This is a genomic window from Micrococcus sp. GPGPB33 (genome assembly GCF_037853785.1).
GTDB classification, from domain to species: Bacteria; Actinomycetota; Actinomycetes; order Actinomycetales; family Micrococcaceae; genus Micrococcus; species Micrococcus luteus.
In genome coordinates, this window is record NZ_JAQMWO010000002.1 from 687,944 (window position 1) to 706,299 (window position 18,356).

Here is an 18,356-nt window from a genome sequence, read left to right on the forward strand (position 1 = left end):
CCGTCGTCGGGCCGGGACCACACTGGCCGCATGGCTGAGAAGAAGACCGAGAAGAACGGCGCTCCCATGGGCCCCGGCACCTCCAGCATCAAGGACCCCGAGGTCTACGAGGCGCTGCGCCGCGAGGGCGCGAGCGAGGAGAAGGCCGCGCGGATCGCCAACGCGTCCGCCCGGGACGGCCGGGACGAGGTCGCCGAGCGCGGTGGCGAGGCCGGCTCCTACGAGGACTGGACCAAGGACGAGCTCGCGAAGCGGGCCCGCGAGCTCGACATCGAGGGCCGCTCCACCATGACCAAGGACGAGCTCATCGAGGCGCTGCGCAACCACTGACCGGCGCCCGCCCCCGCTTCCGGGGCGGAAACCGGTGCTTTGGGAGGGGAATACCGCCGGAAACCGCCCCCAACGCGGTGGGGGCGGGTGGGGATGGCCGGAGGCTTTGGCCCATCCAGGTTCGGATGGGATGATCGACCGCTGTGAGTTCCGACCAGCGCACCGCGTCCGCGCCCCGCCATGCCCTGCCGCCCCAGGACGGCGTGCCCGCCGTCAAGGTCGGCACGCGGGTCAGTCGCGGCCCCGGACGGGTCACCGCCCTCGACGGGCTGCGGGGGATCGCGGTGCTCGCCGTGCTCGTCTTCCACGCCTGGCCCACCTTCCTGCGCGGCGGGTTCGTGGGCGTGGACATGTTCTTCGTGCTCTCCGGCTTCCTCATCACCACCGGCCTGGTCCGTGGTGTGGACGCGGGCCGGGGCGTGGCGCTGGGCACCTTCTGGATGAAGCGCGTCCGGCGACTCATCCCGGCCATGCTGATGGCGCTCGTGGGCACCACCGCGCTCGCGTGGCTGGCGGTGGACGAGTTCCCCGCGGGCCTGGGCCGCCAATGGTTCGGCGCCCTGACCTACACCAGCAACTGGGTGATGATCCTGCAGGGCGGGGACTACTTCAACCGCGCTTCGCCGCCACTGTTCGAGCACCTGTGGTCCCTGGCGATCGAGGAGCAGTTCTACATCCTCTGGCCCCTGCTCCTCTGGGGGCTGCTCCTGCTCACCTGGCCGCCGCGCAGCACGGTGAACTCGGGGCGGGTGGCGGACCGACGTCGCATCCTGGTGGTCGCGGTCGTGGCCGTGGCCTCCGCGGCGTGGATGGCCTGGGGCTCGTGGCACGGGTTCGAGCAGGCCCGCCTCTACTTCGGCACGGACACCCACGCCTTCGGCCTGCTGTTCGGCGCGTGCGTGGCGATCGGCCTGGCCCACGTGCCCCGGCCCGAGCACGGCGGCCCCGAGCCGCGGACCTCGATCAGGCGGGTGGCCGTCGCGTGGGGCGCCGTGGCGGTGCTCGCGGCGGGTTTCGCCCTGGTCGACGGCGGCCACGCGAGCACGTACCGCGGGGTGCTGGCGGGCCTGTCCGCCGTCGTCGCGTTCATCGTCTGGCACGTCGTGCAGGGCGACCGGCGCGACTCGCTCTCGCGCGTGCTGGGCAACGGGTTCCTGCGCTGGTGGGGGCGCCGCTCCTACGCCGCGTACCTGTGGCACTGGCCGCTGCTCGTGATCATGCGCGTGATGGTGCCCGTGGACGCCCCCGGGTGGGTCGAGCCCGTGGCCGCCGGCGCGATCCTGCTGCTGACCGCCCTGATCGCCGACCTGAGCACCCGGCTGATCGAGGAGCCCATCCTCCACGAGGGGTTCAGGGGCGCCTTCGGCCGCTGGGGCGCGGCCGCGCGGCGGGCGTTCACGGGCGGGGCCGGGCCGATCGGCCGGCTCGCGGCCGCCGCCACGGCGCTGGGGCTCGTGGCCGTGCCCGCGGCGGCCGTGGCCGCCGTGGTGCACTCGCCCGCGCAGACGCAGCTGGAGCAGGACATCGCCCAGGCGGAGGAGTCCCTCAAGGCCGCCGAGGCGGCGCAGCAGGCGGCCCGCGAGTCCCGGGCGGCGGAGCAGTCGAAGCGGGCCGAGGCGTCGGCCTCGGGGGCACCCGGCTCGGCCGCCCCCGGGGACGCGGAGGACTCGGCCGGCGCGACGTCCTCGCCCGGATCGTCCGCCGAGCCGTCCGGGCTCGGGCTCGGCGACCCGGCCGTCGCGCGCCCCACGTACTCCAAGGAGCAGCTCACCGCGGCCCTGCCGCCGTCCGAGCTCGGCCCGGACGTCACCCTGATCGGCGACTCCGTCTCGCTCTCGGCCGCGCCAAAGCTCATGGACCAGCTGCCGGGGATGCTGCTGGAGGCGGAGGTGGGCTACCAGATCTGGGACGCCGCGGACGAGCTCGAGAAGCTCAAGGCGGACGGCCAGCTGAGCGACGTCGTCGTGGTGGCCCTGGGCGCCAATGGCACCACCCACCGGGGCGACTGGGAGAAGATCCTGGCGGCCGTCGGCGAGGACCGGCTGCTCGTGCTCGTGGTGCCGCACGGCCCGATGGACTGGATCGCGGACGTGCAGGTGCAGATGGAGGCGCAGGCCAAGGCCCACCCGGACCGGATCGTCCTGGCGGACTGGGACGCCGCGGCGAAGCAGCACGTCACGGACTTCTCCGCCGACGGCGTGCACCCCCGCGCCGACGGCCAGGCCATATACGCCCAGCTCGTCCGGCTCACCATCGAGGACCGGCTCGGCGCGCGGCGCTGAGCGCGGTGGCCGGGGCGCCGCGCGCCCCACGACGACGCCGGCCCGTCACCTCCACGGGGAAGGTGACGGGCCGACGTCGTGCGCGGTCCGCGGGGGACCGGGCGGGTCAGCGCTCGATGTCGCCGCGGATGAAGGCCTCCACGAGCTCGTGCGCCGCGTCGTCGTTGTGCTGCACGGGCGGGGACTTCATGAAGTAGGACGAGGCCGAGAGGATCGGGCCGCCGATGCCGCGGTCCAGGGCGATCTTCGCGGCGCGCACGGCGTCGATGATCACGCCGGCCGAGTTGGGGAGTCCCACACCTCGAGCTTGTACTCGAGCGAGACCGGGGCGTCGCCGAAGTTGCGGCCCTCGAGGCGCACGAACGCCCACTTGCGGTCGTCGAGCCAGGCCACGTAGTCGGACGGGCCGATGTGCACGTCCTTCTCGCCCAGCTGTGCGGAGGTGTTGGAGGTGACGGCCTGCGTCTTGGAGATCTTCTTGGACTCCAGGCGCTCGCGCTCGAGCATGTTCTTGAAGTCCATGTTGCCGCCCACGTTGAGCTGGTAGGTGCGGTCCAGGGTGACGCCGCGGTCCTCGAACAGCTTGGCCATCACGCGGTGGGTGATGGTGGCGCCGATCTGGGACTTGATGTCGTCGCCCACGATCGGCACGCCCGCGGCGGTGAACTTCTCGGCCCACTCCGGAGTGCCGGCGATGAACACGGGCAGGGCGTTCACGAACGCGACGCCGGCGTCGATCGCGGCCTGGGCGTAGTGCTCGGTGGCCCGCTGCGAGCCGACGGGCAGGTAGCAGACCAGCACGTCCACCTCCGCGTCGCGGAGGGCCTGGGCCACGTCCACGGGCTCGACGTCCGACTCCTCGATGGTCTCGGCGTAGTACTTGCCGAGGCCGTCCAGGGTGGGGCCGCGCTGGACGGTGACGTCCGCGTGGGGCACGTCCGCGATCTTGATGGTGTTGTTCTCGGAGGCGGTGATGGCCTCGGACAGGTCCAGGCCGACCTTCTTCGCGTCCACGTCGAACGCGGCCACGAACTCGAGGTCCGACACGTGGTAGTCGCCGAACTGCACGTGCATCAGGCCCGGGACCGTGTCCGTGGCCTTCGCCTCGCGGTAGTACTCCACACCCTGGATGAGGGATGTTGCGCAGTTGCCCACGCCGGCGATGGCGACGCGGATGGGGTTGGTGGCCACGGTCTGGTTCTCTCCTCGACTGTCCGGAACGGGTGCGGGCACGCGGGGCGCGCGCAGGGGGCCCACGCCGTTCGGCGGGGCGCTCACCCGGGGATCAACCCCGCCAGTCTACGACCGACGACGGCGGCCCCGCCCGTCCGGTGTCCGGGCGGCTTCCTAGGATGGGGGCATGAGACCGGCCCCCGCGCATGCCGCGACCCCCAGCGAGCCGCCCACTCACGCCGCGGACGGCGCCCCGAGCGACGCCGTGACCGCCCCGGGTGCCCCCGCCGGGCGTTCCGCTGACAGCGCACCGTCCGGGGCCCTGCCCGCCCCCGGTGAGCGCGGCGGCCGCTTCCAGCTCGCCGGCGGCCTCGCGGCGAACGGCCCGGGGCGGGGGACCGGCTCCTGGGCCGGGCCCGTGGCGCTGACGGGGCTGCTGGTGGCTCTGGCCGCCGTCGTGACCGTGCTGCAGAAGTCGCCGTGCCTGCTGCACGGCTGGGGTGCCCCGGACGTGTACTACGCGGGCTGCTATTCGGACTGGGCCGCGCTCTACGGCGGGCGCGGGTTCGCGGCGGACCCGTGGGCGCCGTTCCGGGCGGGCTCCACGTTCGAGTACCCCGTGCTGATGTCCGTCGTGGGCTCGGTGGCGGCCTGGATCACGCAGGCGCTGCCGTTCTCACCGGAGCAGGGCACGGTGGTGTTCTGGCTCGTGAACCTCGGGTTCGTGGTGGTGCTGTGGGCCGTCGTCGCGGTGCTGACCGTCCGGATGGCGGGGCGTCGGTGGACGGACGGGCTCATGGTGGCCGTGGCCCCGGGGATCGTGCTGGCCGGCACCATCAACTGGGACCTGTGGGCCGTGGCCCTGCTGGCGTGCGGCATGTACGCGTGGTCGCGCGGCCGGTCCCTGACGGCGGGGGTGCTGTTCGGCCTCGGCGCGGCCATGAAGCTGTATCCGCTGCTGATCCTGGGGCCGCTGCTGATCCTGGCGGTGCGCTCGCGACGGTGGCGACCGTTCCTGCTCGCGGCCGGGGGCACGGCGGCGGCGTGGGCGGCGGTCAACGTGCCGCTCATGGTCGTGAACTTCCAGGCGTGGTCCGTGTTCTTCACCTTCTCCGGCGAGCGCGGGCCGGGCCTGTCCAGCGTGTGGCACGCGTGGGACGTGACCGCCGCGCAGGCCGGGTGGGCGTTCGTGCCGGAGGACTCCCTGACCCTGCTGGCCTACGGGACCTTCGCGGTGTGCTGCCTCGGGATCTTCGTGCTCGGCGTGCGGGTGCGGCACACCCCGCGGCTGGCCCAGCTGACGTTCCTGGTGGTGGCGGCGTTCGTGCTCACCAACAAGGTGTACTCACCGCAGTTCGTGGTCTGGCTGATCCCGCTCCTGGCGCTCGCCCTGCCGCGCTGGCGGGACTTCTGGGTGTGGCAGACGGTGGAGGCGCTGCACTTCTTCGCCGTGTGGATGTACTTGGCCAAGGGGGTGGCCGAGACCCCGCCGCAGCACTCCATGGACGACTCCGTCTACGTGGCCGCGATCCTCGCGCACATGCTCGCGGTGCTGTGGCTGTGCGGGCGCGTCGTGTGGGAGATGCTGCACCCGGCGGAGGACCTCGTGAAGCGCGACCACGGCGGCCACCCGGACACCGACCCGCTCGCCGGCGCATACGCCGCGGACGCCGGCCCGGCCCGGGGCCGCTCAGACCGGCCGGCCGCGGTTCAGGCGTAGTCCCAGCGGTGGATCGGGCAGTCCGGGGACGACGGCGGCGTGCTCGTCCCCGCCTCGGCGGCGCCGCCCTCGCGGGGTGGCGGGCAGACGCACTGCGCCCCGGAGGCGGCCGTGGCCGCCTTCATCTGTTCGCGCCAGATCACGTGGGGGTCGGTGGCCGGGTCCGCGGCCGCGCCGGGGTGCGCCGGACGCGCGGCGCCGTCGTCGTGGGCGGGGGTGCGGGCCGCGTCCCCGTCCCGAGCGAAGCCCATCCGCACGATGGCCCAGCCGCCCACGGTCCACGCCACCAGGAGGAAGACCCCCACGGCGACGGCGATCATGATGTCCACGGCGGGCTCCTCCTGCGCTGACGGGGCGGGCGATGCGGCGGGCCCGCTTTCGGGCCAGGGTAGCCGGACGGGGTGGTGGGGCGCGGTACGGTCGGGGCATGACCCCCGTGACCCATGACACCGCCGCCGCGATGCCCGCCCACCTGCGGGACCTGGCCGATTTCGTGACCGCCTCGCCCTCCAGCTACCACGCCGCGGAGGAGGTCGCACGCCGCCTGGAGGCCGTCGGCTTCACCCGTCTGGACGAGACGGCCGACTTCCCGTCGGCCCCGGGCGGCTACGTGGTGGTGCGCGACGGGGCGGCGGTGGCCTGGATCGTGCCGACGGGTGTGGACGCGCCGGGTCGCCACGCTGGCGCTGAGGCGCGCGCGGCCGGGCCGGACGAGGCGGGGCCGAGCGCCGGCGTCGTGCCGGTGTTCCGCGTGCTCGGCGCACACACGGACTCGCCGGGGTTCAAGCTCAAGCCGAACCCGGCCACCGTGACGGCCGACGGCTGGGTGCAGGCCGGCGTCGAGGTGTACGGCGGCCCGCTGCTGAACTCGTGGCTGGACCGTGAGCTGCGGTTCGCCGGGCGTCTCGCCCTCGACGACGGCACGCAGGTGCTCGCCGCGACCGGGCCCGTGGGGCGCATCCCGCAGCTGGCCATCCACCTGGACCGCGAGGTCAACGAGGGGCTGACGCTGAAGCGGCAGCGGCACACGAACCCCGTCGTGGGGGCGCTCGCCCCGCGCGGCGAGGACGCCGGCGAGGCGGAGGCCGACGGTCTGGCCGCCCGCGTGCCCGGTGACGTGCTGACCGCGCTCGCGGCCGCCGCCGGCGTGGACCCGGCCGCGGTGCGCGGGCACGACGTCGTGGTGGCCGACGCCCAGGCGCCCGGACTCTTCGGGCTGTCGGGCGAGTTCTTCGCGTCGGGTCGGCTGGACAACCTGAGCTCGGTGCACGCGGGTCTCGTGGCGCTCGAGGAGCTGGCGCGCGAGCACGGCGGCGCCGGGGGTGTGATCGCGTACGAGGGGACCGTCGCGGGCGGGGTGGCCGGTGAGGCGGCCGGCGCCCCGGTGATCCCGCTGCTCGCCGCGTTCGACCACGAGGAGCTGGGGTCGGCGTCGCGGTCCGGGGCGGCCGGCCCGCTGCTCGAGGAGGTCATGGGGCGCGTGCTCGAGGCGCTCGGCGTGGCCGGGCAGGGCCGGGCGCGGGCGATCGCGGGGTCCTGGCTGCTGTCCGCGGACGCCGGCCACCTGGTGCACCCGAACTACGCCGAGCGGCACGATCCCGTGAACCACCCGCGCGTGAACCACGGCCCGCTGTTGAAGATCAACGCCAACCAGCGCTACGCCACCGACGCGGGGGGAGAGGCCGCGTTCGCCCGCTGGTGCGGCGTGGCGGGGGTGCCGTTCCAGGAGTTCGTCTCCCACAACGACGTCCCCTGCGGCTCCACCATCGGCCCGATCTCGGCGACCCGCCTGGGCATCCGGACCGTGGACGTGGGCCTGGGCCTGCTGTCCATGCACTCGGCGCGCGAGATGTGCGGCGTGCGGGACGTGGAGCACCTGACGGCGGCCGTGCGGGAGTTCTTCCGCGGGGTGTGAGGCTGCGCGTGGGGGCGCGAGCCAGAGATTTCTGCTCCTGGATGGCCGCGAGCCAGAGATTTCGGTCGTAGAAGCGGCCGGAAAACGACTGAATCATCTGGCTCGCGGACTCGACGCGCGGGAGGCGTCGGCGCGGGAGGCGCCCGCGTGCGTGGGCGCCGCGCCAGTGCCCCTCCCTCGAACTGCTAGGATGGCTCAGGTTGTCTGTGTGCCGCCGAAGAGCGCGGAGCACCACACGGACGACGAGCACAGAACCTCCTGCCGCGGAGAGACCGCGGCCGCAAGCCCAGAGGAGGTGGGTTCGCATGCGTGCTTATGAGCTGATGGTGCTGATCGACCCTGAGGTCGACGAGCGCACCGTGGAGCCGACCCTGAAGAAGTACCTCGAGGTCGTCACGAACGCCGGCGGCACCGTCGACAACATCGACGTGTGGGGTCGCCGCAAGACCGCCTACGAGATCCAGAAGAAGTCCGAGGCCATCTACGTGGTCGTCAACTTCCAGTCGGAGCCGGCCGCCACCCAGGAGCTGGACCGTCTGCTGAACCTCAACGAGACGATCCTGCGCACCAAGATCATCCGTCCGGAGGAGCAGAAGATCACCGCTGAGTGATCCTCGTACCGTGTCCGGAGGGTCTGAGAGCATCGGATCAGTCCCCGACGCCCCCACCGGAACCCCGCTGAGCAGTCCCGGATCCCCGAATCCGGTCACTGACCGGCAGAACCCCCGAAGACAGGAGTGACCATGGCAGGCGAGACCGTCATCACCGTGGTCGGCAACCTCACCGCCGACCCGGAGCTGCGCTTCACCCCGAACGGCGCGGCCGTCGCGAACTTCACCGTCGCGTCCACGCCCCGCACGTTCGACCGCCAGACCAACGAGTGGAAGGACGGCGAAGCGCTGTTCCTGCGCTGCTCGGTCTGGCGCGAGGCCGCGGAGAACGTGGCGGAGTCGCTGACCAAGGGCATGCGCGTGATCGTGCAGGGCCGCCTCAGGGCGCGCTCCTACGACGACCGGGACGGCAACCGTCGCACCAGCTGGGAGCTGGACGTGGACGAGGTCGGCCCGGCGCTGCGGTTCGCCACGGCCAAGGTCACCCGCGCCCAGCGCGGCGGTGGCGGCGGCGGTGGCTTCGGCGGCGGCCAGCAGGGGGCGGCTTCGGCGGCGCCCCGGCCGGCGGCGGCTTCGGGGGGAACAACGACGGCGGCTTCGGCGGCGCCCAGCAGGGCGGCGGCTGGGGCGGCCAGCAGCAGGGCGGCGGCCAGGCCGCACCGCAGGACCCCTGGTCCGGCGGCGGTGGCGGCGGTTGGGACACCCCGTCCTCCAACGAGCCCCCGTTCTGATCCTGCACTGACCGGGTGCGGCCCCCACGGCCGCGACGGACACGGAACACCACGGACCTCTCCGTCCGGGCGCGCGTCGCCCGGAGGGCCGCCCCCGGTGGCCCATCCCACCCGCGACCCGGCACCGCCGGGCCGCACCGCACACGGCCCCGTGCCCGGCACGGGACGCCGCGTGATCCCATCCCGCAGAACCGTTCTGCGGGCTCCAGAGAACTCTGAAGGAGCACCACGATGGCGAAGGCTGAACTCCGCAAGCCCAAACCGAAGTCCAACCCGCTCAAGGCCGCCAAGATCACCGAGATCGACTACAAGGACGTGGCCCTGCTGCGCAAGTTCATCTCCGACCGCGGGAAGATCCGTGCCCGTCGCGTGACCGGCGTGACCGTCCAGGAGCAGCGCAAGATCGCCCAGGCCGTCAAGAACGCCCGCGAGGTGGCCCTGCTGCCCTACGCCGGCGCCGGCCGCGGCTGATCGAGCGAGCGAAGGAAGGAACACCCAGATGGCAAAGCTCATCCTGACCCAGGAAGTGGCCGGTCTCGGCACCTCCGGTGACGTGGTCGAGGTCAAGAACGGGTACGCCCGCAACTACCTGCTCCCGCGCGGTTTCGCCACCGTGTGGACCAAGGGCGGGGAGAAGCAGGTCGAGTCCCTGCAGAAGGCCCGTGCGGCCCGCGCCGTGGCGAACCTGGAGGACGCGCAGGCCCAGGCCGCGCAGCTCCAGTCCGCCACCGTGAAGCTCGAGCGCACCGCCGGTGCGGAGGGCCGCCTGTTCGGCGCCGTCCAGACCGCCGACGTCGCCGAGGCGATCGAGGCCGCCGGCCTCGGCTCCGTGGACAAGCGCTCGATCACCCTGCCGGCGCACATCAAGTCCGTGGGCAACCACGAGGCCCAGGTCCGCCTGCACGAGGACGTCATCGCGACCGTCCAGCTGCAGGTCGTGGCCGCCAAGGCCAAGAAGTGATCATCCGCTTCTGAGCCCGTCGCGCCTGCGGCGCGCACCCGAGGCCCCGGTCCGCTCTTCACGAGCGGGCCGGGGCCTCGTGCCGTGGGGGAACATGGAGGCCATGCCCTCCGCCCCACCGCCCTCCGACCCCGCCGGCTCGACGGCGGCCCCGCGCCCGCCGCTGTGGACGCGTCCGTTCATCCTCGTCAGCGCCACCTACCTGTTCGTGGCGATGATCTTCTACACGCTCATGACCGCGATGGCGCTCTACGCCGTCACGTCCTTCGGCGCGTCGGACGCGGAGGCCGGCGTCGTGGTGGGGGCGTTCGTGCTGGGCGCGGTCCTCACCCGCATGACGACGACGCCCGCCACCTTCGCGTGGGGGCGGCGGCGGGTCCTGCTCGTCGCCTTGGCCTGCTACGTCCTCACGACGGCGGCGTACCTCTGGGCGGACTCCCTGGCCACGCTGACCGCGGTGCGGCTGCTCAACGGCATGTGCTTCGGCGCGGCCGGCACCGTGCTGGCCACGGCCGTGCAGCGGATCGTCCCGCCGGTGCGCCGCTCCGAGGGCACCGGCTGGTTCTCCACGTCCATGACGCTCGCGGGCGCCGTCGGGCCGATGGTGGCCCTGCAGCTGAGCACCGCCCTCGGCTACGACGCCCTGTTCTGGGCGTGCATCGGCTTCACGGGCATGGCCCTGCTGATCGCCCTGTTCCTGCGCGTGCCCGAGCCGCCGCTGACGGGCCGGTTCCGGCTGCACCGGGCGGACGTGTTCTCCGCAGAGGTGGCGCCGGCGGCGGGCGTGGCCCTGGCCTCCGGGTTCATGTACGGCGGCATCCTCGCGTTCATGGCCACGTTCGCGCAGCAGCAGGGCTACCCGGCGATGGTGCCGAGCCTGTTCTTCCTGCTCTTCGCCGCGGGCACCATCGTGGGCCGTGCCGTCCTGGGCGTGCTGCACGACCGGCACGGGGACAACGCCGTCGTCTACCCGATCCTCGCGGGCATGGCCGTCTCCTACGCGGTGCTGGCGCTGTGGCGGGAGCCGGCGGGCATGCTCGTGGCCGGCGCCCTGCTGGGGCTGACCTACGGGCCCGTGGTGAGCGTGTTCCAGACCATCGCGATCAAGGTGGTCCGGCCCACCGAGATCGGCGTCGCCACGGGCACGTTCTTCCTGCTCCTGGACCTCGGCACCGGCCTCGGCCCCATGGTGCTCGGCGCGGTGGTGGCCGCCGTCGGGATCCCGGTGATGTACCTGCTCTCCGGCGGCGTCGGGGTGGCGCTGCTGCTCTACTACCGGCTCGTGCACGGCGGCCGGGCCATCGCCCGGCGCCCGTCCCCGGCCTGAGCGGGGCGGCTTCGACGCGCGGACGGCGCCCCGCGGCTGCTCATGCGTCCCATCCCCCGATGTGCACGAGGGCGTCGCCGCGGTGCACCAGGGGTGCCTCGGTGCGGCCGATGACCACGCCGGTCAGCTCGGCCTTCACGTGCGCGAGGCGGCGGCCGAACGAGTTGTAGAGCGCGCCGATGCGGTCCCCGGCGTTCACGCGTTCGCCGAGGGAGACGTCCAGGTGCACGAGGCCGTCCGCGCGGGCGCGCACCCAGGTGGACTGCCACACCAGGTAGGGGGCGTCCTGCTCGCCGTCGACGACGTCGGGGTGCACGGCCTCGGTGTCCTCGCCGGTGGCGTCGGTCGCCTCGGGCACGTCCGTGGTCCGCTCCTCGGGGACCTCGCCGGGCAGCGGACCGGGGGCGTCGACGACGGCGTCCGGCCCGGGCTCGGTGAGCCCGACGTCCGCGGGATCCACCATGTCCAGGGCCGCGAGCACGCGCAGGACCCCGTCCACGCCGGGGGCGATCGCGTACTCGTCGAACCTCCAGGCCTCACCGGCCTCGTAGAGCAGCACGCGCGCGCCGGTCTCGCGGGCCGCGGCGCGCAGGGAGCCGTCCCGCAGGCGGGCGTGGAAGAGCACGGGCGCGCCGAACGCCTCGGCGAGCGCGCGGGTCTGGGGGTCCTCCAGGTCGCAGCGGATCTGCGGCAGGTTGGAGCGGCGGTCCGCACCGGTGTGCAGGTCGATGCCCACGGTGCAGCGGCCGATCACCTCGGTCATCATCAGGTGCGCGATGCGCGAGGCCAGCGAGCCCCGGGCAGAGCCGGGGAAGGAGCGGTTCAGGTCGCGGCGGTCGGGCAGGTAGCGGTCCCCGGCCATGACGCCGAGCACGTTGACGATGGGCACGGCCAGCAGGGTGCCGCGCAGGTGCGTGGGCTGCAGGCGCTCCAGGACGCGGCGGACGATCTCGACGCCGGCCACCTCGTCCCCGTGGATCGCGGCGGAGACCCACACGGTGGGCCCGTCCTCGCGGCCGTGCAGCACGTGCACGGGCAGGGTGACGTCCGCGCCCGTGACGAGCTGGGAGATCGGCAGGGACAGCTCGCGGCGGCGGCCGGCCGGCACTTCGACCCCGCCGAACGCGAAGGGGGCGCGGGCAGGGCGAGGGCTCACGCGCGTCCCCGGTTCCGGCGGCGCACGCCGCGGGGCGGCTGCCCGCCCACGTACGAGGCGGCGGGGTCCACGAGGAGGCCGCCGGCGGCCAGCGCGGTGCGCCCCACCAGCATGCGGAAGCCCATCTCGTCCCGGTGGGTCAGGGTCACCTCCGCCTCGATCGTGCGGCCGGCCAGGGTCAGCGGCATCACGACGACGACGCGCTCCTGCGCCTTGCCGTTCGAGGAGCGGACCGTGCGCAGGTCGGCCACCGGCAGCTCGGCCGTCCGCGCGTCCGCGGCCGAGGTCTGCCACGGGTGCACCTCGAACCGGACCCACGCGGCGCCGTCGCGGGTGAACCGCTCGATGCCGAAGGCGTGGAGCGCCGAGGTGCGGGCACCGGTGTCGATCTTGGCCTTGATCCAGGGGGTGTGGGCGGCGGGCAGGCCGACCCATTCGCGCCAGCCCACCAGCCCCGGGCGAGCGGCGCCGTCGTCGGTGGAGGGCACGCCGTGGGGGGCCGGGGCCGTGTGCTTAGATTCAGACACGCCCCTCATCCTCCCAGGAAAGCGGTCATGAAGCTCGCCATCCTCTCCCGTTCCCTGCGCGCCTACTCGACGCAGCGCCTCAAGACCGCGGCGCTCGAGCGCGGCCACCAGGTGAAGGTCCTGGACACCCTGCGCTTCGGCATCGACCTCAGCTCGGACGAGCCCGATCTGATGTTCCGCGGCCGCCCCCTCTCCGGCTACGACGCCGTGCTGCCGCGCATCGGCAACTCGGTGACCTACTTCGGCACCGCCGTGGTGCGCCAGTTCGAGCAGATGGACGTCTACACGCCCAACACGGCCGCCGGGATCATGAACTCGCGGGACAAGCTGCGGGCCACCCAGATCCTCTCCCGCCACGAGATCGACATGCCCGCCACCGTGTTCGTGCGCAACCGCGGCGAGGTCTCCACGGCGATCGACATGGTGGGCGGGGCGCCCGTGGTGATCAAGCTGCTCGAGGGCACCCAGGGCATCGGCGTGATCCTGGCGCCGACCAAGAAGGTGGCCGAGGCGATCATCGAGACGCTGCACGGCACCAACCAGCAGGTGCTCATCCAGCGGTTCGTGGAGGAGTCCAAGGGCACGGACATCCGCGCGCTCGTGGTGGGGGACCGCGTGGTGGCCGCGATGCGCCGCCGGGCCCAGGGGGACGAGTTCCGCTCCAACGTGCACCGCGGCGGCACCGTGGAGCGCGTCGAGCTCTCGCCCGAGTACGCGGAGACCGCCGTGCGGGCGGCCCACATCATGGGCCTGCGCGTGGCGGGCGTGGACATGCTCGAGGGCGAGCACGGCCCGCTGGTCATGGAGGTGAACTCCTCGCCGGGTCTGCAGGGCATCGAGGCCGCCACGGACCTGGACGTGGCCGGCGCGATCATCGACTACGTGGCGGACCAGGCCGGCTTCCCGGACATCGACGTGCGCCAGCGCCTGGCCGTGTCCACCGGGTACGGGGTCGGTGAGATCACCGTGCACGCCGGCTCCGGCTGGGTGGGTCAGTCCATCGAGGACTCCGGGCTGCTCGCGAAGGACCTGCAGGTGCTCACCCTGCACCGCGGCACCTCCGTGTTCCCCAACCCCGCGGACACCAAGGTCCTCGAAGAGGGCGACCGGCTGCTCTGCTTCGGCAAGACCGAGAACATGCGCGCCCTCATCCCCGCCCGCGCCCGCCGCCCCAAGCGCGTGCGGAAGCTGCCGGCCACCCCGATCCTCGCGTCCGTCGCCGAGGAGGCCCCGGCGCCCGATGCGCCCGCCGACGACGCCTGAGCCCGGGCGCGGGGCTCAGCGAGCCGGGGCGAACGCGCCGATGCCCGTGAGGTGCCGGCCGAGCGTGAGCTGGTGGACCTCGTCCGTGCCCTCGTAGGTGCGCACTGACTCGAGGTTGTTCGCGTGCCGCAGCGGCGAGTGCTCCAGGGTGATGCCGTTGCCGCCGAGCATCTCGCGGGCCTCCCGCGCGATGCCGATGGCCACGCGGCAGTTGTCCAGCTTGCCGGCGGAGATCATGGCGGGGGTGAGCGGGCCGGCGTCCTTGGCGCGGCCGATCTGGTGCGCCAGCAGGTAGCCCTTGCCGATGGCCACGGCCATGTCCGCGAGCTTGGCCTGCGTCAGCTGGTGGGAGGCCAGCGGCACCCCGAACTGCTGCCGCTGCATCGCGTAGTCGAGGACGGCGTCGAAGGAGTCGCGGGCGGCGCCCATCGCGCCCCAGATGATCCCGTAGCGGGCCTCGTTGAGGCACTGGAAGGGGCCCTTGAGCCCGACGGCGGAGTCGGCCGGCAGCATCGCGGAGGCGGGCAGGCGCACGCCGTCGAGGTGGATCTCGCACTGCACCGAGGCCCGCATGGACAGCTTCTGGGTGATCGCCTCGGCGCGGAAGCCGGGGGTGTCCGTGGGGACCACGAAGCCGCGCACCCCGCGCCCGTCGCCGGGCTCGCCGGTCTGCGCCCAGATGATCGCGACGTCGGCCAGGGTGGCCAGCCCGATCCACCGCTTGACCCCGTCGAGCACCCAGTCGCCGCCGGGCTCCTGGCGGGCCGTCGTCGTCATGGAGGCCGGGTCCGAGCCGGCGCCCGGCTCGGTGAGGCCGAAGCAGCCGACCGCCTCGCCGGTGGTCATGCGCGGCAGCCACTGCGCCTTCTGCTCCTCGGAGCCGTGCTTGTGGATCGCGCCCATCGCGAGCGAGCCCTGCACGGAGACGAAGGTGCGCAGGCCGGAGTCGCCGGCCTCGAGCTCCTGGGCGGCGAGGCCGTACTCCACCGCCGAGCGGCCGGGCATGCCGTGGCCCTCGTAGGGCATCCCGAGCACGCCGAGGCGGCCCAGCTCGGGGACGATCTCGCGCGGGAACACCGCGTCGTCGTACCAGCGGGCGATGTGCGGGCGGATGTGCTCGTCCACGAAGCCGCGCACCTGCAGCGCGACGGCCTTCTCCTCGGCGGAGAACAAGGGAGTCCAGGCCGACGACGTCGGCGCGGCCGAGGAACGAGTCGGCCTCGGCGTGGAACGGGGTGGTCATGGTGGGGATCCTCTCTGCGGGGTGGTCAGCGGGCGTCGAGTCAGCGCCGCTTGCGGGTGAACGCGGAGATGCCGGTGATCTCGCGTCCCACGATGAGGGCCTGCATCGAGTCGGTGCCCTCGTAGGTGGAGACGACCTCCATGTCGGTCATGTGGCGGGCGATGTGCTTCTCCAGGAGCAGTCCCTGGCCGCCGAGCAGGTCACGGGCCTCGCGGCACATGGCCAGCGCCTTGCGCGAGGTGATCATCTTGACCAGGGAGGCCATCGGGTCGGTGAGTCGGTCGTCCTCGGCGAGCTCGGCCATGCGCCGGCACATCAGCTGCATCGAGACGAGGTCGGAGAGCATCGTGGCCAGCTTCTCCTGGACGAGCTGATAGGAGGCGAGGGGCGCGGAGAACTGCTCGCGCTCCAGGGCGTAGCCGGCGGCGATCTCGAAGGCGGCCATGCCGTGGCCCAGAGCCTCCCAGGACGCGCCGCCGCGGGTGGCCTTGAGGACGCGGTTGACCCCCGCGAAGGACTCGCAGCCCGCGAGGCGGTTCTCGTCTTTGACGCGCAGGCCCTCGATCCGGATGTCGGCCTGGTGGATGGCGCGTTTGGCGATCTTCCCCGTGATCACCTCGGGCGTGTACCCCTCGGGGTAGGTCCCGTCCTCTTGCTTCTCGACGACGAACGCCTTGACCTGACCGTCCGCCTCGTCGCGGGCGTAGAGCACGATCACGTCTCCGGCAGCTCCGTTGCCGATCCAGCGCTTGTGGCCGTCGATGATCCACGAGTCGCCGTCGCGGCGGGCGGAGGTCTCGAGGGAGACGGAGTCGGACCCGTGGGCGGGTTCGGTGAGGGCGAAGGCGCCCGTCTTCTCGAGGCGGGCCATGGCGGGGAGCCACCGCTGGCGCTGCTCCTCGTTGCCGAGGATGTAGATGGAGCCCATCCCGAGGTTCGCATGGACCCCCAGGAAGGTGTTCACCGAGCCGTCCACGCGGCCCATCTCCCGGGCCACCAGCCCGGCTTCGAGGCGGGACATGCCGGGGCAGCCGTAACCCTGGATGTAGGTCCCCACGACGCCGGTGTCCCGCAACGCGGGGAGGATCTCGTAGGGGAACTCGGCCCGCTCCCAGTGGTCGTTGATCACCGGCTCCACCGTCTCCAGGGCGAAGCGCCGGACCCGGTCTCGGATGCCGCGGGCGCGCTCGTCCAGGTCCTCGTCCAGGAGGAAGAAGTCGGGGTGGTCGATGAGGGCGGGATGGTCGGTCATGTCAGGGGACTCCTGTCGTGTCGGGAAGGGCGGGGCGGCACGCGTCCGGGCGGTGCCGGCGGTTGTGCCCCGGGGGCGGCCTCGCACTCGGAGGAGGCGGTCACATCCGGGCGTAGCACCCGTTCGAGGACGCCGCGGAGGGGGTCGGCGAGGGGCCGGGACCGGGAGTGGTCGGCCTCCAGCTGGACCACCACCGCCTCGGCTGTGACGACATGCCGGCCCCGCTGGAGCAGGGCGTGCTGCATCACGAAGGACGAGCGGCCGAGGCGGGATACCCACAGGCGGCCGGTGAGCGGGGTGCGGTGGTGGACGGGGTGCCGGTAGTCCACGCTCAGGGTGCGCACCACGCGGGGATGGCCGGCGTCAGGCGTCGAGTCCGTCCAGTCGAGGTAGGCGGCGATGCGCAGCTCCTCGAGCAGGGTCACGACGCGGGCGTTGTTCACGTGCCCGTTCACGTCCTGATCGGACCAGCGGACCGGGAGGTCGCATTCGTAGGGCTCGGGGCGGGCCGGGGCGTTCACTGTCCGTTCCCCCCGTCGTGCCCATCCGCCTCGGAACGGGGACCCCGAGCGGGGGTCGCGGCGAGCCACGAACGCACGGCCTCCCCGTCCTCGTCCAGATGGGGCGGGGCCTTGGGGTAGGCCACCGGGGTGCGGCTGAACGTCACGGGGTTGCGGATGAGGGGAACCTGCCGGGTCTCGGGGTCGCCCACCTGGACGATCGGCGCCAGGCCGAGGTCGGCCGCGCGCTGCACGCCCTGGGCGATGTCCAGGATGGGGGCGCACGGAACGCCGAGGGCCTGCAGGGACGCGGACCAGTGGTCCACGCCATGGGTGGCGAGGGCCTCGACCATGAGGAGGCGCAGCTCGTCCCGGTTGACGTTGCGCAGGCGCACGGAGCAGAAGCGGGGGTCCGTGGCGAGATCGGGGACGCCGAGGGCCTGGCACATGCGGGAGAACTGGCTCTCGTTGCCCACGCAGATGATGATGTCCCGGTCGCCCGTCGGGAAGGGCCCGTAGGGGTAGAGGCTCGGGTGGTCGTTGCCCAGGCGCTGGGGATTGTTGCCGGCGGCCGCGTAGCCCGTGGTCTGGTTGACCAGCCCCGAGAGGGCGGAGGAGAGCAGGTTGAGGGCGACGTGCTGGCCCTCGCCGCGCTCGCCCCGCTCCATGAGGGCCGCGAGGATGCCGATGGCCGCGTGGAGCCCCGTGACGACATCGAAGATCGCCACGCCGGCGCGCTGGGGGTCGCCGTCGGGGTGGCCGGTCACGTGCATGAACCCGGACATCCCCTGGACGAGGAGGTCGTAGCCGGGCAGGGAGGCGCCGCCCTCGGTGCCGAAACCGGTGATCGTCGCGTGGATGAGGCGGGGCCAGCGTTGGCTGACGGACTCCCGGTCCAGGCCGAACCGCTCGAGCCCGCCGGGCTTGAAGTTCTCCACGAACACGTCCGCCCGGTCCAGGATGGCGTACGCGGTCTTCCGGTCCTGGGGGTCGGCGAGGTCGAGGGCGATGGACTGCTTGTTGCGGTTCACCGAGAGGTAGTAGGTGCCGATGCCGTCCCGCTCGGGGGGCATCCAGAGCCGGGTGTCGTCGCCGTCAGGGGACTCCACCTTGATGACGGTGGCGCCCATGTCGGCCAGGAGCATGGTGGCGTAGGGGCCCGCGAGGACGCGGGAGAAGTCCGCGACGACGACGCCGTCCAGGGGACGCCGGCCGGGCTCGCGCTCAGGGACCTCGACGTTCATGCGGCCTGCTCCTCACTGTGATGTGCAACACGTTCTAGACACCACGAAATCAGGATGCTTTCATTCTGTCCAATACATATTGGGGCTCACACATATGCGCCGGATGCATTAGTGGGAGCCC

The 18,356-nt window shown here is 72.9% G+C and carries 15 protein-coding genes and 3 pseudogenes; 10 read left to right on the forward strand and 8 right to left on the reverse strand.

The window, feature by feature from the left end:
- The first annotated feature begins 30 nt into the window (after positions 1 to 30).
- Complete coding sequence (locus tag POD19_RS03285; protein WP_144819836.1) at positions 31 to 330, forward strand: DUF7218 family protein; 300 nt, start codon at positions 31 to 33, stop codon at positions 328 to 330.
- A gap of 143 nt (positions 331 to 473) precedes the next feature.
- Positions 474 to 2,612: an acyltransferase family protein gene (locus POD19_RS03290; RefSeq protein ID WP_340309302.1), complete on the forward strand. Its 2,139-nt coding sequence runs from the start codon at positions 474 to 476 to the stop codon at positions 2,610 to 2,612.
- Positions 2,613 to 2,718: 106 nt separating this feature from the next.
- Here POD19_RS03290 and POD19_RS03295 read toward each other — a convergent pair.
- Positions 2,719 to 3,803: pseudogene (locus POD19_RS03295) on the reverse strand (inositol-3-phosphate synthase).
- A gap of 169 nt (positions 3,804 to 3,972) precedes the next feature.
- On the opposite strand from POD19_RS03295, the gene POD19_RS03300 reads away from it, so the two are divergent.
- On the forward strand, positions 3,973 to 5,505 hold the full coding sequence (locus POD19_RS03300) for a glycosyltransferase family 87 protein (RefSeq protein WP_144819073.1): 1,533 nt from the start codon (positions 3,973 to 3,975) through the stop codon (positions 5,503 to 5,505).
- Here POD19_RS03300 and POD19_RS03305 read toward each other — a convergent pair.
- Positions 5,496 to 5,825, reverse strand: coding sequence for a hypothetical protein (locus POD19_RS03305; RefSeq protein ID WP_260849734.1), 330 nt, complete (start codon positions 5,823 to 5,825; stop codon positions 5,496 to 5,498). The genes POD19_RS03300 and POD19_RS03305 overlap by 10 nt on opposite strands.
- A 107-nt stretch (positions 5,826 to 5,932) precedes the next feature.
- Here POD19_RS03305 and POD19_RS03310 point away from each other — a divergent pair, with 107 nt between their 5' ends.
- The 6 genes and pseudogenes from POD19_RS03310 (at position 5,933) to POD19_RS03335 (ending at position 11,050) form a co-directional block, all read left to right on the forward strand.
- On the forward strand, positions 5,933 to 7,420 hold the full coding sequence (locus POD19_RS03310; RefSeq protein WP_340309303.1) for a M18 family aminopeptidase: 1,488 nt from the start codon (positions 5,933 to 5,935) through the stop codon (positions 7,418 to 7,420).
- A gap of 305 nt (positions 7,421 to 7,725) precedes the next feature.
- On the forward strand, positions 7,726 to 8,031 hold the full coding sequence (gene rpsF, locus POD19_RS03315; RefSeq protein WP_002857790.1) for a 30S ribosomal protein S6: 306 nt from the start codon (positions 7,726 to 7,728) through the stop codon (positions 8,029 to 8,031).
- Between the two features lie 132 nt (positions 8,032 to 8,163).
- Positions 8,164 to 8,601 (forward strand): annotated as a pseudogene (locus POD19_RS03320) (single-stranded DNA-binding protein); the annotation flags it as partial.
- Positions 8,602 to 8,993: 392 nt separating this feature from the next.
- A complete protein-coding gene (gene rpsR / locus POD19_RS03325) occupies positions 8,994 to 9,233 on the forward strand; it encodes a 30S ribosomal protein S18 (RefSeq protein WP_002857788.1) in 240 nt (79 codons plus the stop codon).
- 28 nt (positions 9,234 to 9,261) lie between these two features.
- Positions 9,262 to 9,723 (forward strand): 50S ribosomal protein L9, encoded by a 462-nt coding sequence (gene rplI / locus POD19_RS03330; protein ID WP_002857787.1) that lies wholly within the window; start codon positions 9,262 to 9,264, stop codon positions 9,721 to 9,723.
- A 103-nt stretch (positions 9,724 to 9,826) separates the two neighbouring features.
- The gene (locus tag POD19_RS03335) at positions 9,827 to 11,050 is read left to right on the forward strand and encodes an MFS transporter (protein ID WP_260490918.1); all 1,224 of its coding nucleotides are present in this window, start codon (positions 9,827 to 9,829) and stop codon (positions 11,048 to 11,050) included.
- Positions 11,051 to 11,090: 40 nt separating this feature from the next.
- Here the strand turns inward: POD19_RS03335 and POD19_RS03340 are convergent, their stop codons facing one another.
- Positions 11,091 to 12,206, reverse strand: a complete 1,116-nt coding sequence (locus POD19_RS03340; protein WP_144819081.1) for a succinylglutamate desuccinylase/aspartoacylase family protein — start codon at positions 12,204 to 12,206, stop codon at positions 11,091 to 11,093.
- The gene (locus POD19_RS03345; RefSeq protein ID WP_144819083.1) at positions 12,203 to 12,733 is read right to left on the reverse strand and encodes an ATP-dependent zinc protease family protein; all 531 of its coding nucleotides are present in this window, start codon (positions 12,731 to 12,733) and stop codon (positions 12,203 to 12,205) included. Before POD19_RS03345 ends, POD19_RS03340 begins: the two co-directional genes overlap by 4 nt.
- A 27-nt stretch (positions 12,734 to 12,760) precedes the next feature.
- On the opposite strand from POD19_RS03345, the gene rimK reads away from it, so the two are divergent.
- Positions 12,761 to 13,996, forward strand: coding sequence for a 30S ribosomal protein S6--L-glutamate ligase (rimK, locus tag POD19_RS03350; protein ID WP_144819085.1), 1,236 nt, complete (start codon positions 12,761 to 12,763; stop codon positions 13,994 to 13,996).
- A gap of 15 nt (positions 13,997 to 14,011) precedes the next feature.
- Here the strand turns inward: rimK and POD19_RS03355 are convergent.
- From POD19_RS03355 to POD19_RS03370, 4 genes and pseudogenes are all read right to left on the reverse strand, one after another.
- Positions 14,012 to 15,239: pseudogene (locus tag POD19_RS03355) on the reverse strand (acyl-CoA dehydrogenase family protein).
- A 40-nt stretch (positions 15,240 to 15,279) separates the two neighbouring features.
- Complete coding sequence (locus POD19_RS03360) at positions 15,280 to 16,491, reverse strand: acyl-CoA dehydrogenase family protein (RefSeq protein WP_144819087.1); 1,212 nt, start codon at positions 16,489 to 16,491, stop codon at positions 15,280 to 15,282.
- The gene (locus tag POD19_RS03365; RefSeq protein WP_186299593.1) at positions 16,488 to 17,012 is read right to left on the reverse strand and encodes an acyl-CoA thioesterase; all 525 of its coding nucleotides are present in this window, start codon (positions 17,010 to 17,012) and stop codon (positions 16,488 to 16,490) included. Before POD19_RS03365 ends, POD19_RS03360 begins: the two co-directional genes overlap by 4 nt.
- Positions 17,009 to 18,235, reverse strand: a complete 1,227-nt coding sequence (locus tag POD19_RS03370) for a CaiB/BaiF CoA transferase family protein (protein WP_144819091.1) — start codon at positions 18,233 to 18,235, stop codon at positions 17,009 to 17,011. The genes POD19_RS03365 and POD19_RS03370 overlap by 4 nt, the downstream gene beginning before the upstream one ends.
- Positions 18,236 to 18,356 lie beyond the last annotated feature (121 nt).